Origin of the sequence: Spiroplasma endosymbiont of Megaselia nigra (assembly GCF_003987485.1) — a bacterium.
In the GTDB taxonomy this organism is placed as follows: domain Bacteria; phylum Bacillota_I; class Bacilli_A; order Mycoplasmatales; family Mycoplasmataceae; genus Spiroplasma.
Map to the genome: position 1 here is coordinate 1 of NZ_RCOO01000015.1, position 16,019 is coordinate 16,019.

Annotated in this window: 14 protein-coding genes and 1 pseudogene; all 15 read left to right on the forward strand. The window is 25.2% G+C overall.

The window, feature by feature from the left end; all coding sequences use genetic code 4:
- Positions 1 to 203: 203 nt before the first annotated feature.
- The 15 genes and pseudogenes from D9R21_RS01540 (at position 204) to D9R21_RS01600 (ending at position 15,675) form a co-directional block, all read left to right on the forward strand.
- A complete protein-coding gene (locus D9R21_RS01540) occupies positions 204 to 1,145 on the forward strand; it encodes an IS3 family transposase (protein ID WP_126820811.1) in 942 nt (313 codons plus the stop codon).
- An 82-nt stretch (positions 1,146 to 1,227) separates the two neighbouring features.
- Positions 1,228 to 1,830: a hypothetical protein gene (locus D9R21_RS01545; RefSeq protein WP_126820812.1), complete on the forward strand. Its 603-nt coding sequence runs from the start codon at positions 1,228 to 1,230 to the stop codon at positions 1,828 to 1,830.
- A gap of 1 nt (position 1,831) precedes the next feature.
- A complete protein-coding gene (locus D9R21_RS01550; protein WP_126820813.1) occupies positions 1,832 to 2,728 on the forward strand; it encodes a hypothetical protein in 897 nt (298 codons plus the stop codon).
- Positions 2,716 to 3,117, forward strand: coding sequence for a hypothetical protein (locus tag D9R21_RS01555; RefSeq protein ID WP_126820814.1), 402 nt, complete (start codon positions 2,716 to 2,718; stop codon positions 3,115 to 3,117). The genes D9R21_RS01550 and D9R21_RS01555 overlap by 13 nt, the downstream gene beginning before the upstream one ends.
- Before the next feature lie 45 nt (positions 3,118 to 3,162).
- Positions 3,163 to 4,260, forward strand: a complete 1,098-nt coding sequence (locus D9R21_RS01560) for a DUF2130 domain-containing protein (RefSeq protein WP_126820815.1) — start codon at positions 3,163 to 3,165, stop codon at positions 4,258 to 4,260.
- 23 nt (positions 4,261 to 4,283) lie between these two features.
- Positions 4,284 to 5,006 carry an ATP-binding protein gene (locus D9R21_RS01565; protein ID WP_126820816.1) on the forward strand — a complete coding sequence of 241 codons (723 nt, stop codon included), beginning with the start codon at positions 4,284 to 4,286 and terminating at the stop codon, positions 5,004 to 5,006.
- A 99-nt stretch (positions 5,007 to 5,105) separates the two neighbouring features.
- Positions 5,106 to 5,627 carry a hypothetical protein gene (locus tag D9R21_RS01570; RefSeq protein WP_126820817.1) on the forward strand — a complete coding sequence of 174 codons (522 nt, stop codon included), beginning with the start codon at positions 5,106 to 5,108 and terminating at the stop codon, positions 5,625 to 5,627.
- A gap of 412 nt (positions 5,628 to 6,039) precedes the next feature.
- Complete coding sequence (locus D9R21_RS06860; protein WP_158613840.1) at positions 6,040 to 6,300, forward strand: hypothetical protein; 261 nt, start codon at positions 6,040 to 6,042, stop codon at positions 6,298 to 6,300.
- Positions 6,301 to 6,502: 202 nt separating this feature from the next.
- Positions 6,503 to 6,664 carry an alpha/beta fold hydrolase gene (locus tag D9R21_RS08125; RefSeq protein WP_241568651.1) on the forward strand — a complete coding sequence of 54 codons (162 nt, stop codon included), beginning with the start codon at positions 6,503 to 6,505 and terminating at the stop codon, positions 6,662 to 6,664.
- A 20-nt stretch (positions 6,665 to 6,684) separates the two neighbouring features.
- Positions 6,685 to 7,440 (forward strand): annotated as a pseudogene (locus tag D9R21_RS01575) (alpha/beta fold hydrolase).
- Positions 7,441 to 7,558: 118 nt separating this feature from the next.
- Entirely contained in the window at positions 7,559 to 8,461 is a 903-nt protein-coding gene (locus D9R21_RS01580; protein WP_126820818.1) for a hypothetical protein, read from the forward strand.
- Between the two features lie 75 nt (positions 8,462 to 8,536).
- Positions 8,537 to 10,729 (forward strand): hypothetical protein, encoded by a 2,193-nt coding sequence (locus D9R21_RS01585; protein ID WP_126820819.1) that lies wholly within the window; start codon positions 8,537 to 8,539, stop codon positions 10,727 to 10,729.
- A 22-nt stretch (positions 10,730 to 10,751) separates the two neighbouring features.
- Positions 10,752 to 15,116, forward strand: coding sequence for an ABC transporter permease (locus D9R21_RS01590; RefSeq protein ID WP_126820820.1), 4,365 nt, complete (start codon positions 10,752 to 10,754; stop codon positions 15,114 to 15,116).
- A 140-nt stretch (positions 15,117 to 15,256) separates the two neighbouring features.
- A complete protein-coding gene (locus tag D9R21_RS01595) occupies positions 15,257 to 15,457 on the forward strand; it encodes a hypothetical protein (RefSeq protein ID WP_126820821.1) in 201 nt (66 codons plus the stop codon).
- Positions 15,458 to 15,471: 14 nt separating this feature from the next.
- Positions 15,472 to 15,675, forward strand: coding sequence for a hypothetical protein (locus tag D9R21_RS01600; protein WP_241568652.1), 204 nt, complete (start codon positions 15,472 to 15,474; stop codon positions 15,673 to 15,675).
- The last annotated feature ends 344 nt before the right edge of the window (positions 15,676 to 16,019 follow it).

The following is a 16,019-nucleotide window of genomic DNA, read 5'->3' on the forward strand; positions in this document are numbered from 1 at the left end:
AATTTCTTTGTCATGAATCAAGTGTTTTTATATTTACTTTATATTTTTGTGCAATATAAGTAAGCGATGTTTGTTCAATTTCTTTTACTGTATTTTTTCGAAATTCTGCAGTATATGTTTTAAATTTTTGTCCTTTTCTTGCCATATAAAAATGCACCTCCTCTAAAAGTTTAGTAAAGTTCTTTTTTAATTTTACTTACTTTTTGGGGTGCAGTCTTGATATTGCTAAATTACATTTTGCATTAAAAAAGTATGAGGCGAAGACTATTAAAGAAAAGTTCTTCGCAGTAAATAAATTATCAGCAGATTATTCTGTTGATTTTTTATGTAGAAAATTAGGTATTACTAGACAAGGTTATTACTTATGGATTAAACAAGGAAAACCTATGTATAAAAACTATAATTTTGTTTTAGCAGAAATAATACTTGAAATATTTAATAAATTTAAAGGTGTTTATGGGTACCCAATGATTACGATTTTGAAAAATATCAAAGTTAACAAATGAGTAGTCTATCGCTATATGAAAATATTAAAAATTAAGTCTATTAGGAAGAAAATAAAACCGAATTATTTTAAATCAGGTCCTCTAAGATTCCCGAATATCTTAAAACGAGATTTTGTTACATCTGAACCAAACAAAAAATGAGTGACAGATATAACATATTTACCTATTAAGAATGGAATGATATATTTATCAATTGTCCGTCACTTATTCAATGGTGAAATAATAGATTGAAAATTATCAAATCATGCTGATGCTAATTTGAGTTTTAAGAATTTAGTATCAGCTTGAAATTATGCAGGACAGCCTAAAAAATTAATTATTCATTCAGATCAAGGTTATGCATATACATCGTCGCAATGAAAAGAATTGTGTGAAAAAATGGGAATTATTATTTCAATGTCTCGCCGTGGTAATTCGCCAGATAATGGTGCTTGTGAAACTTGATTCAGTTCATTTAAAAATGAATGTTTTTTCTTATATAAACGAAACAATCTTAATTTTAGTAATATTATGAACATTGTTTCAAATTATGTTGATTTCTATAATTTTGTCAGACCTAGAGTTAAACAAAGAAAAACTCCATTCGTTGTTTGAATGGAGTTTCAAAATAAAAATGTTTCTTTTTTCTGTCAATTTTAATTGACATTGTCAAGAAATATCTATATTTTAATTTATAATATGAGTAAATATCAAAGAATAGTTTTAGAAAGGAATAAAAACAATGGGAATAATTGGGCGCATCATTGGTGTTGGCGAAGATTCAAAGCAAAGATTAGATAAAAAATGATCTAAAAAAAATGAAAAGCGACAAAAAGAACAGGAAAAACTTGATAATAATGTTGTAGAACAAGTAAAAGTCGTAGTTGCAGAAGGAAGAGAAAAACAAGGGATTGTAGATTTTATTGATTATTTCGGACTAGACTACTTGAAAAAATTTGTTATTAAATACCCAGGAATTTGACCAAATGAAATATTACCTAATCAGGAATTAATAAAATTAAATTCTGTTAATAATGTAAATAGTCATACTGATTTAAAAACGCAAAAACAAATTTTGCAATTAGAAAAAGAAAAATTAGCAATGCAGTTAGAAATTGAAAGATTAAAACAATCTTCAAATAATGTTGAAAATAATTCAAATGATTCTAAAATTAATAAATTGATGTTATGAGATTATACTAAAGAAAAAGCAAATAAGGTTAGTGATGAAGATTTTGAAAGACTTGAATACTGATATAGTAAATATAGAAAGTTTTTTAATGATTTATTAGAAATTGAACTAAAGAATAATAATTTAAATCAAAGTATAGAAAATAATCTTTAATATGAAATTAGGTGAAATAAAGGATCAATCATTTTTTGTTCATGATGATATAGTAAAATATAAAATGAACATTATTCCTAACAAAAATGAGTCAATGTGTTCTATAGTCACTGTTGGCAATATCAAAAATAAATCATTAAATAATATAGTATATAATGACAAAATTTGTAATATATCTAATGAAACCATTGTTGCAAAATGAAATATTAATTATTTAAGATTAAAAATATATAGTTTTAATAATTTCGTTAATGTATTACTTGATTCAAAATTTAATGCATATGATTTTAGAAATACAAATATGTGAAGTAGTTTAAGTTTTAATATACATAATTATTCTTTTTATGAAGGAGAGGTTATCTTTGATGTAATTGATGGTCTAATTTCAACGGATTCAATAAAATTACATAAAAGTAAATTTAATAATGATAAAGAAAACATTTTGGATCTTTTATATAGTAAATTTGTAAATAATTTAGATAGAGAAAAAAATATAATTTTTAATACATTATTTATTGAAAACAAATTATTTAATTATATTAATAGTTTAGAAGAAAGACTAGATTTGAATAAAAATAGTTTAGATGATAGTGTAATATTTAACTTGAGGCAAGTTTTAGACATAATAAAATTTTGTGGAACTAAGTCAGATTTTTTTAATGCATTAATTAATATTAGATCAATTAGAAATTTAATATTTGGATATATTTTTGAAAATTATTTTTTAGTTAAATATAGAAATATTATAACAATTGACAGAGAACTTTCTTTTAAGCAAGAATTTATTAATTTATCAGAACAAAATAAAATATTTAATAATGATTTAGAAGAAGATAAAAAAATGATAAATATTTTGAAGAAACTATTAAGCAAATCCAAAAAGAATTGAAAAAATTAAACAGTAGTAAAAAATACTCAATTATTGAGATACAAGAAGAACTTGAGAGTTATCATAGTATACCAGTTTATTTTTTCCAACATAACTTTGCTAGTTTAGATATTGAGAACTTGAAAAGTAAGAAGATAGATGCAAAATCAATTATAGAATGAATTAAATTAAATATATTTGACCAAGATATAGAAAACATTTTAAAATTTGAAAAAGCAAATATACTTACAAATAATTCTGTTCATAAAAATCATTATGATAAAGAAGGGTTTAAAGGATGATATATTAATGAAAATGAACTTGATATTTTATATAAAACATTGCAAATATATATGGAAATATTATTTAATACATTAAAATTAGAAAAGGAAAAAATATGGCAAATAAAGCAAAAGTAGAATAATAAATAAAAGCATACATAACTTAGAAAGCAGGAAACAATAATGAATTATAAAATAGAGTGCCCATACTGTAATAAAGAAATTGATCTTAGCAAATTGGATGTTGCTAAAGATAAATATATTCAAGAGTATATAAGTAGGCAAATTGAAGAAAGATTGATAACAAAAAAATTAGAACTAGAAAAAGAAAATAAGATAAAGTTAAATTTAGAATATAAACAACAAGAAGAACAAATTAAGCAAGAATTAGAAATAAAACATGTTAAGGAAATTGGTGAGTTAAAAGAACAACTTGTAGAAAAGAAAACAATATTAAATACTGTACTGGATCAAAATAAAGTACATATTGATGCAATTAAGTTTTTTGAAACAACATTTAAAGAACTAAGAGATGAAATGGACAAAAATTATACAAATAAATTAGAAAAAGAGCGTAAAGAATTTAAAGAAGAGCTTGCAGAAAAAGAAAAACGCATTCAGGAACTAACGAATGTTAAAACAAAAGGTAATCAATCAGAACAAGACTTTTCAGATTTTTTAAACACTGAATTTAAACAATTTGGTGATAAAATAGAGCGAATTAATCCAGGGCAAAGGGGTGCAGATATTATTCATAATGTTTTTATTTCTTCTGATGTTTATATTCAAATTTATTATGAAATTAAAGATGTAGATACTTTTATAATAAATGGTAACAAAGCTTTTATTCCTAAATTTATTTCAGATGTAAATAATAAAAAAATTAAATATGGAGCAATTATTGCTCGAAATTTACCTGCGGAATGAATTAAACAAGGAACATATTTAAAAGCTATTGATAATAATCCTGGTCTTTTTGTCTGCAGTTTCGAAAATGCAAAAGTAGTATTTATGTTATTAAGGAAATTAGTATTAGAAACTGAGCGAATAATAGCAGAACATAATAGAGAAAAATATTTTTATACTGTAATATACAATAAATTAAATTCTCCTGAATTTAAAGCATTGATAAATACTATTAATGATTTAATAAAACAATCAACTTATGATTTAGAAGATTATATTGATAGTTCTTTAAAATACCATTGAAAATTAAGAAACACAAATAGTTTAGTAATAGTTAATATTCAAAAATTAGTTGCAGAAATAAAATTTGAATAAATAATCGTAGAAGGGAAGCAAAAATGAAAACACATGATTTAAATATAGGGGCAATTTTAGAATGAGATATTTCATTTGCACTTAGAGAAATTATTTCTAATGCAATTGATGAACAAAAATACACAAAAACTGATGATATTATTATCAATCAGATTAGTTCAGATACATGAATAATTAGAGACTTTGGAAGGGGTATTAGTCAGGAACATTTTATTTTAAATGAAAATCCAGAAAAAATAGAAAACAATATGTCAATAGGTAAATTTTGTGTGGGTTTAAAGGATGCTTTTGCGACATTATATAGAAATAATGTTGATATTAAATTTAAATCAAATAATGGCTATTTTTCTATAACTAAATTACCAAAAAGTGATTTTAAAGAACAAGAAGTTTTGCATGTAGTTATTAATGATATTGCTGACAGAGAATTTAAAGGAACAGAATTTACTATTAAAGGAATTACAGAAAAAGACATGAATTTATCTAAAAATTTATTTTTAAAGTATTCAAATGATCAATTGATTCTAAATACAGAATATGGTCAAATTCTAGAAAAGAAAGGTTCTGGAAGTTCAATATATGTAAATGGAATTAAAATAGCTACAGAGGAATATTTTGCTTTTATTTATAATATTCAACCAGTAACTGATAAACTAAGAAAATTGCTAAATAGAGAGCGAGAGAGTGTGGGCAGAACTGCATATAGTCCTTTGATTCAAAAAATTTTATTATCAACAGTAAATTAAAAAGTATGAAATAAAATGATTAGTATTTGCAAAACTTCTGATTTAGAGCATGCTAGAAATAGTTAACTAAATTTTACAAAAATTCGTGAAAGAGCAATATTGGAAATTAATAAAGATCCTAATGTCATATTTGTTACATCGAATGATCGAAATAATTATAATGCTATGGAACGATTAAAAATGGAAAATAAGGAAATAATTTACGTAAATGATGAAAATGCATATGTAAATGCTAATAGACAATCTTCAAAAACTAATAATCCATTGAAAACTGTTAAATGATATAATGAAAAATTTCAGGAAAATATTTTAAATACACCAATTAATATTTCTGAATTATCTAAGAATGAGATAAGAGTTTATGATTTAAAAAATAAAGTAATTAATATATTAAATTTAAGTCAAAGTTTATTTAGAAATATTTATGTTTCAGAAACTACTCAAAAAGAGCCAAGCAATATTAATGTATTGGGGTTTTGAGATCCAAATACTAAAGATATTTTTATTCACAGAAATACATTAAAAAACCAAAAAGAATTTATTAAAACACTTATGCACGAACTTGCACATGCATTTTCAGAAAGTGATGATCTAACAATAGAATTTCAAAAAACTTTATAAGAATTTGTTGCTAGATTATTTTGCAATATTTCAGAATTACTTCAATAATTAGAAGATACACTATAAAATTGTTTAATAAATTAAAAGAGCAAAAGTGAGATGCTGTCTATATTAAGTTAAGAATATTTATAGAATTAAAGGTTAAAATAGTTGGGAATATTAATTATGAAATTAAAATACAAAAATTTTATTAATAATTGCTAATAATGGAATGGTATATTTATCAATTGTCCGTGACTTATTCAATGGTGAAATAATAGATTGAAAATTATCAAATCATGCTGATGCTAATTTGAGTTTTAAGAATTTAGTATAAGTTTGAAATTATGCAGGACGTCTCAAAAAATTAATTATTCATTCAGATCAAGGTTATGCATATACATCGCCGCAATGAAAAGAATTGTGTGAAAAAATGGGAATTATTATTTCGATATATAGTCGTGGTAATTCACCAGATAATGGTGTTTGTGAAACTTTATTCAGTTCATTTAAAAATGAATGTTTTTTCTTATATAAACGAAATAGTCTTAATTTTAGTAATATTATGAACATTGTTTCAAATTATGTTGATTTCTATAATTTTGCCAGACCTAGAGTTAAACAAAGAAAAACTCCATTCGAACAACGAATGGAGTTTCAAAATAAAAATGTCTCTTTTTTCTGTCAATTTTAATTGACATTGTTAAAATAAACACTTTTTTATTTGCAAATCATAAATTTATTTATAATAGATTAGCTAATATTTTTAGAGTGAGGATTGAGTTATTCAAATGTTTATAGAAATTTATTGTATAATTTACTTATACATTAATTAGGAAGGATAATATTGTAAGAGTAAAAAACTATTTTTATGTTAAATTGAAAGGATGATGAAAATGAAATTTAGAGAATGGAAACATACCTTACGGGATGGTGTTGAATTACATATGTATGAATGGAAACCTGATAATGATAAAAACATTAAGGGGATTGTTCAACTAGTTCATGGTAGTGCAGAGCATGCTTTTCGTTATGATGATTTTGTGCTAAATTTTTAGTAGAAAATGATTATGTTGTCATTGCTGAAGATCATCGTGGGCATGGAAAAACAGCTCTGTCTTCCGAAGATCTTGGTTTCTTTGCCGAAGAAGAAGGGTGAGAAAAAATTATTGATGACTTATATGAAGTAACAACTTATATTAAAAAAAGTTATCCAAACCAACCAATTGTAATGTTTGGTCATTCAATGGGTTCTTTTGTGGTACGTCATTATGCAATAAAATATGGCACAAATATTGCGGCATTAGTTATTTGTGGGACAGCACATTACTCAAAACGATTGTTAAAATTTTCAGTTAAAATGGCTAAAATTGGGCAAAAAATGAAAGGACCAAAATCAAAGGATAATTTTATTTATAAATTTTCTTATGCGCCATTAAATGCTCGTTATAAAAAAGAAGGCAATTTAGGAACTGAATGATTATCAACAGATAAAACAGTTCAATAAGATTTTGCAAACGACCCATTAACAGGACAAGTTTTTTCAACAAGTGCTTTTAAAGATATGTTTACAGGATTGTTGTTTATTACAAATAAGAAAAATATTAAAAATACACCAGATAACTCGCCATTACTATTTATTGCAGGTGCTGATGATCCAGTTGGAAAATATGGAAAGATGGTTATGAAGACTGTTGATTTATATAAAAAGGCAGGAAAAAAAGTTAAAGTCAAATTATATCCAAATGCTCGTCATGAGATTTTGAATGAGCCAATTAAAAAGGATATTTATCAAGATATTTTAAATTTTTATAATAAGAGTCTTTTTGTTTAAATAAAAGCACCATATTTTTTTAAAAACAAGAGTTAGTATCTTGTTTTTTCTATTTTTTTTGCTTTAATATAGTTAGTAAGCAATATCGGATTATATTGAAATTTGTGAGGAGAGAAAAATGAATTTATTACATGAATGATCAACTTTTAATATCCTAAATTCAATTTCATTTTTCTTTAATCCGTTATTGGAACGTATTGCAATAATTTTTCTTACTAATTTTCTTTTATTCTATCTTGTTTTAAAGATTGTAAAATATTTTTTTACTATTCGCGCTAGAAAAAATGAAGCAAAATCTTTAGCAGCAAAATATTTCTTTAATGCAACTTTTGCTATTAGTGAATTTATTGTGCTTTTAATTTTACAAATCATTCTTTTACAAATTTATGCAAGTAAAACAGATACTAGTATTTATCTTAGCACTATTTTAGTTATACAATTTTTTATTGCAATTATTATCTTAATAAATAAACAATTTTTAAACTATACTTTAAAATTAGTTATGTTAGTTTTGTTCTCATTGTTGTTTTCATTTTTAATAACAAAGCAATTGTGAAATTGTTTTTATCATATTAATAATAATCATATTTTAGCATTATGATTAATAAAAAATATTTCAATTGTTTTTATTATTACATTTTTTTATTTATTTGATTTAAAAACAACATTTTTACATGATTTTTCTTTCTGAATTTTAACTTTCTTAATTTTAATTAGTAATTTTGAAAATGGCTCAGCAGACTTAAAAATTTTAGATCGTTCATTGTTTTTTAAAATTATTTTAAAAATAATTAAAGTTTTATGTTTATTAGATTTATTTTTCTTAATAAAAACTGCCAAGAAAACAATGAAAAATTTATGACAAATTAATGATGATAATTCAATTCAACTTGTTACACTTTTATTATTGTTAAATAATATTCGTTTTTTTAATATTAGTGAAAAAAATGGTTTAGAAAATTTACCAAATAAATTCTTAAGAAATGAAATTAATGGTTGAAGAGGGATCCTTCAAGAATAAAATAAGAATTAATTTATTTTACTAATTCAATGATTTAGTTATTTATTAATTATAAAAAGAAAAGAGGAAATAATAATGCGAAAGTTACTTAATATTTTAGCAGCAGCAACGTTAGTAGCAACGCCAGCTCTTACTGCTAGTTGTAAAACTAAGACAAAAGCAGTAGAAGACAAATATAAAGATTCATCAGTTGAAAATTTACCTAATGGACCATTAAAATCAAAAATTTTACAAACAACATTATTTACAAAACTAACAATTGCGAATCGACATGAAAATTTAAATACATATACACCTTCAATGTTACAAATGTTAATGCGACTACCTGATTCATATAAAGATAAGGATGGTAATATTGTTGATATTGATTACTATCGGGGTAAATATTTAAATAAAAATGATGGGATGCCGTTAACAACTTTATCATCAAATTATGATTATATGAATTTATTAGATAATGAATTATATAATACAGAAAAACAAACTAAGAAAAAAATTCCTGATTATTCTTATAAAGACCCGTTACCAACAATTCCTAATTTAGCAGAAAATAGTAATATGTTAAATTATTGATTTGATGGCGGACCAATGTCAAGTTATTCAACTGCAAAGGAAATTTTACCAACTAAATGTGATGATAACAGAATTAATCAAAACATTATTGATGCATGTAATAAAACAATGTTTGAGATGCCACGCACAACTTATTTTTATAATTTAAATATGGATTATAATCCAGTGGCAACAAAAGACATTAAATTTGATACGAGTACAAATCAGAACTTCCTTATTAATAATCAAAAATTTGTGACAGGAGGCCCATTTAAAACAGCCCAAAAATCAGAAGAGCAAAATAAATTAGCAATAATTTTACAGTTAATTTCAATGGCGGATATGTTTACAGACCGTTCACAATCAAAAGCATATATTAATCAATTGAATAAATTTTTAGCTTTATCAAAAGATAGTGATGGAACATTTATGGGAAGTATTTTAGGAGCTATTTATTATCAGATTTTTGCTTCTCCTAAATTACCTAATGACCCAACAAAAGAAAATACAAATTATATTTTTGCAAAATTTGGGGTAACAAAAGCGTTGCAACTTTTAGGTAAAGATAATACTGAAAGACAAGCAATTCAACAAAAAATTGATGATTTTTTCACTAAACAATCACAAGTTTTTAGTGATTTATTAGCAGTAAAACCAATGAAACCGGAACTAAACTTAGCTAATCCAGAAGATCAATATAAAAATCGTGATGAAATGTGAAATGGTAAAACACCAAACTTAAAATTAGTTGATTTATTGTTTAAAAAAGATGATTCAACAAAATCTTTGGCTGAATTATTTACTGATTTTGGAGAATATCTTGATGATTTATATACTAAAGCAGATTTAGAACGCCAAGAAGAAGCAAATAATTCAATTAGTAGTTTTTTAACACTTGCTGCTAATAAAGTTACTCCTGGATTTAAAGTAGTATTACAGTCAATGTCAAAAATGATGTTATCAAAATCAGAAGGTGGTTTAGGAACCTTAAGTGTTAATGATATTAATCGTTTTGTTGTTGCTTTATCAAAAGGAATCTTACAAAGTGCTAATGCGTTAACAGAAGTTATCAAGTTGCCATGATCAGAAGCAAGTGACCAAGAACAAAATCAAACAAAAATTGCACAATTATTAACAGGCAGTGATGACCCATCGACACCAGCAAAGGGTTCATTTATGGATTTAGCATTTACATGGTTTAATGATAGTGCACAACCAGTAAGGGCACTATTAAACAAATTATATTTTGATCCAAATTCAGAAACACGAAAAGATTTATTAGCAATTAATAATGCTTTATATGACTATTCAAATACTTTATTATTAGGAGCAAATTGAAATATTAGCAATGGTAAATTAGAAGAAAATAAATTATCGTATGATATTGAATATCAAGGAACAGGTGATGCTGATGTTGCTGCTAATTTAGATTTACATCAAAAATGATATGTTTCAAAAGCAGACATTAAGACTTATCAAGATTTAAATGCAGCTTATTTAAATGCATTAGGTAATCATGATTTGGGTTGATTTATGAAATATGATGGGCTAGGAAATAATTACCAAAAAGTGCATTATAAATATAAAGTAACTTGAATGAATATTAATGCTGGTGATGATAGTCATCAATATTGAGTAATTTCTAATATTCAATGATTTGCAAAAGATAGTAGCGGGCAATGAAAACGTTATTATGATGCAATTGAAAATGATTAAAAGTGGAATATAAGGGCTAAACATGAAAAAAATATTGTTAATGAAGCAAGGGATTTTAGGAATAATTAAAGCAAAAGGGCAATTCATTTCATTGCTTCTTTTGATTTTTATTTGTTCAATTATTACTTCTTGTCTATTTACAACGGTCACTAGTTTACAATCAGCAAATCGACAAATGGGTTATGGTAGTTTTGATTATAATTATTCATTTCATTATTCAGCAATGGATTTTGAAAATTCAAATATGCAAACAATTACTCCAAGTTTTGCTTTTGATACAGAATATGTTTTAGTAGAAAACAATGATAATAAATTAACATATCCAAAAATTACAATTGGTGCAGCAGCGACAGATGTTTTTACTGCATTAAAACCATCTGATATTAATTTTAAATTAACAAATGATAAAATTAGGAATTTAACATTAAATTTAACATTACGAACAACTGCGCCAAATTATCAAAACTCATTAATAGCAAAATTACGAGCAATGGGTTATAATGCTTTAGCTGACCAATATTTTAAACTATTTTATACAACGCAAATATATAAGAACTTTTTAGGAATTATTACGGACTATATTAATACTAGTTTTTTAAAAAAGCAAAGTAATGCAACGAATGAAGAAATTAAAGTAAGTATTGCTAATTTTATTAATGGAAAAGCAACTTCCGAACAACGAGCAATTGAACGATGAGATTATAATTTAAAAATTAATGATAATTATTTTACTAAATTTGATATTCCTGATATTACTTTAACATTGGGAAAACAAGATAATAAAACAGTGGTAACTAATATTTCAGAAAATACTTTATTTGAAAAAGGACTTCGTGGTAGTTTTGGCGTTGCTACTCGTTTTAATGTAATTGATACAAGTGGAAACAAGGAAACACGAATTCAGTATTTAGCACAATCACCGTGGCAATATATTGATAAATTAAATCAAACAGGAATTAATGAAGCCCGAATGGTTATTGGTGGTTTATTTAATAAAGTTACTTTTTTTGGTAATTATAGTGAACGAAGTTCTTTTCTTAATTTTGTACAGACTTATTACAAAATGTTGAGCGTTGTTAGCAATTTTGATATTGCAATTCGACAAGAAGTTACAACTTGGGATATTGCTAATAATTTAAAATATAAAGTAATTGGTTGACATGATTTATTAAAAGAAGAACAATTAAAGCTTTTTGATAAAGTTAATGAGTGGTCAGGACCATCATTAAATGAATCGACAATTAGCAATTATTATGCTGTTGTTAGTCCTAATTATCTAAAAGCACATCATAAAAATTTGCGTGATAATATCCAAATTGGCGAACGAACATTTACAATTGGGGCAAGTGTTGGTGATACTTTAAATATTTATCCAACTATTTATGAAACTGATTTTATTCCTGATTTTAAAACGGATGTTGTCATTTATCTATCGTCTTATGGAATGTCTTTATTAGAAGAAGATAATAATAAAGGTTTAATTAGTTTAAAGGATAATTCGCGAGTATTCTTAAAAAGTTTAACAAATAGAACAACCGAGAATTTAGCAATTTTTAAAAAATATTATGCAAATAATCCTAATCAATTAGATTTTTATGCTCAAATGCTAACCAAAAATTCAACACCACTGGGCAATGATCCTTCAATTGGTGCTTTTGAACCAAAAGAAGTAACAAGTTCATTAACACGACGCTATGATTTATTAGCAAAAACAATTAATGTTTACATTTATATTGGCTTATTCTTCATTATTATTTTTGCCATAACATTATTTGCTGTTTCATATATTATTATTAAAGAAATGATTAAACGTGAGTCAGCACAAATTGGGATGTTAAAAGCTGCTGGCTATTATTTACATGAAATTGCACTTTCCTATTGAAGCATTTTAATGGTTAGTATTTTAATTGCAGTACCAACCGGTTGATTAGTTGGAATTACCGTCCAATTATTCGTTGTAAAATTATTTAATATGTTTTTTATAATTAATTGGAGTTTTACTTGAAACTGAATGATTTTACTTTTCCTAATTGGGTTCTTTGTTATTTTCTTATCATTAATTACTTTTATTACTTGTTATTTTTCAATTAATAAAACAGAAGTTTTAAGTTTAATTCATCCAATGCGTGAGTTAAAAGTTAATAATAGTTTGGCCCGTACTGTACGTAGTTTCCATTTTAAAACTTTTGTGGGTCGTTTCCGGATGGTTGTTTTATCAACTTCACTAAAACAAGCATTTACTTATTTAGGAATTTTTTCCTTAGTGACATTTACTTTGACTGTCTCATTATTAGCACCAGTCTATGCAAAAAATTTTAATACAAATTATTATAAAAACATTAAATATGGTAGTGAAGTTAAATACAGTAATGTCATAAGTAATAATCCGTTTTCTTATTATAAAACTTATGCATGAAATGGAATTGATAATGTTCCTAAGTCAACTGATCCAATTGAACAAGATTTATATCCCATTGGTGGTATAACACCACTAGCAAATTACTATAGTATTGATGGAGGAGCGATAATTAAACCATTAAAAGCGGTGAAACAAGAGCCAACTGTAGCTGGGATTTTAAAAGATATGTTATCTTATAATTTTGTTACTTTATCAGGAACTAATTTATCATTAGGAATTTTTAATTATTTAAATAATTTAGTAAAAAATTCTTCAGCTGGTGATAGTGTTCGAGTTTTAGTATCAGAAATTTTATGTACCGTATTACCAAAAGCATTAGGCATTGGGGCAATTCCATACCCACCATTTACTGACAATGAAGATTATCCTGCGTTATGAAGAACATGTTTTAGTAAAGCAACAAATGGGATTATCCCGGCTGCAGTTAAAGAAGATTGAAATAAAAATCCGGATCGAGCAAATCATTTTGCATTAGGAATTGGAACAATGAGTTATAATCCAGCAACTGATGATGTTTTTACTAGTTTTGATGGAACATATAATGATAAGCAATTTCCTATTTATGGAATTAATCCAAATACAAAAATGTTAAAATTATCATCCGCTGAGCGTGATATTTTAGCAAATAATAATGGTACCGTAATTAATGCAATTGCGAATGTTACTGCATTACATCGTTTAAATCTTAATGTTGGAGAGGAAATTGAATTAACTCCCGAAGTAACAACATTGCAATATAATACTGGTCAGCATGAATGAGTAGAATTTACTAACAATAATACAGATTTAAAATATCAAAACTGAAAATATAATTTAAGTGGTAATGCTGTTGGATGAAATGTAAATAATTATCAAAGTTTGTATTCATTAGATAAAAGTTATTTTACTTATAATACAAGTTCACAAACAAAATATTATGTTACTGCTGATCGGAAGAGTGAATATCATAATTTAAATAATGTTGAATTATGGATTCCAACGAATTCGGCGATGGAAGCAATTTGAAGTAAAAAAATAATTACATTGAGTAATGGTCTTCAACGGATTTTATTAAAAGAATTAACAGTTGACGGAAATAAAATTATTCGAAAAGAACGAGTTGATAATAAAGAGTACTGAGTTATTAAACCATATAATTTTAGTTTTGGTGGAACATATAGTGGCGATTTTATTGATGGAATTCCAACAACATGATACCAAGCTGCTGTTGATAATAATTTTATTAAAGCAGCACCATCTTTAACACAAAAGCCAGTTAAAGTTAAAATTGTTAAAAGCATTTCAACTTATGATACACCACGCTTGTTTATTAGTATCAATGATGCTAATCAAATTAATTCATTTTCAATAAATAAAATTGATAATAATTTAAATATAATGCAATGATACAATGGAAAATATACAACCGAATTACAACCATCTGATCAAATTAATCGTTATGCGTTATCATCAACAAATGGTGATTTATCATTAAATAATTTTACGACTTCTTATAACTCATCTGTTTTGACAGCTGATTACGTTGGTATTAAAGCCAAAATTATGAGTCGGGTTATTATTGTTGCCTTATCAGTTGTTTTAATTTTTATTGTCATTATAATTATGGTTTCTGTTATTACAATATATTTTGCAATTGATCTCTTTATTAAAAAGTTTATTAAAATTATTGCAACAATGAAAGTACAAGGTTATAGTCGTTGAGAAATTAATAATTTAACATTAGGAATTTTTATTCCCTTTGCTGTTGTTGGTTGATTACTGGGATATTTTATCACTTGAGGTTTAGCATGGACAATTACCCAGCGGATTTTAATGTTCTTTAATTTCTATGTTCCAATTGGAACAGGACTAATTACATTACCAATTATCTTAGGAGGAATTATTATTTTATATGTTATCTCATACCTTATTTCAATGAAAAAAATTAATCAATTAAATATTCAAGAAATTGTTATGATGGAAAGTTAACAGGATTTAATAAAACTATGGTTCTAAACCATAGTTTTATTTTAATTCATTAATAGGTTTTAAAAACAGTAAAAATAGCGTATAGTTAATAGTAAGGATTTATTTTAGATAAGATAATTTATTTTTAATGAGGGTTTGAAATGTTTAACTTTACAACAAAACAAAAGTGAGTAATTAATGGTAGTTTATTAGGAATGACTTTATTAGCTTTAATTGGGTTATTATGTTATTTTTTAAAATTGTTAATTCCAGCGATTGTTTTATTATCAATTGCTGGTCTTGGTTTTTTTGCGATAATGATTATGTGACTCGTTATGGAACGGCATAATAAGAAAAAGTAAGGAGTTGATGTAATATGACTGAAAATGAAATTATTCGTAAAATTAAATATATTAGTATAGATACTGATCACCGGTTTTCTTTTATCGCAAAATATATTTTACAAAATTTAATGATTGTTCCTGAAATTACGATTAAGGAAATGGCTGAATGTACTTATACATCAATTGCTACTATTAATCGCTTTATCAAATATTTAAATTTAGATGGATATAAATAATTAATTCATAGGCATCGTGTACGATGAAGCTCCAAAAAACAACTCTTGTTAAATAAAAAGGGTTGTTTTTTTATTTTTAAACCCATAATTATTAATTGATTCAGAGAAAGGACAGCATCTTAAATTCTTAAAATAGAAACTTTTTATCACAACTTTTTTGTTAACTTCAAGTTGTGTTACATATATTTATTAAATACTTAGGAATTTTTACAAAGTATACCTGTTTTTCTCCCCTTAAGGTGTTGTCCTTTCTCTGTTTCAATTAATTAATTTGGCTAATAAATAAAAAAATAATATCAAAGAAAGGAATGGTAATGAAAATTAATAAGCAACAACAAATTTGC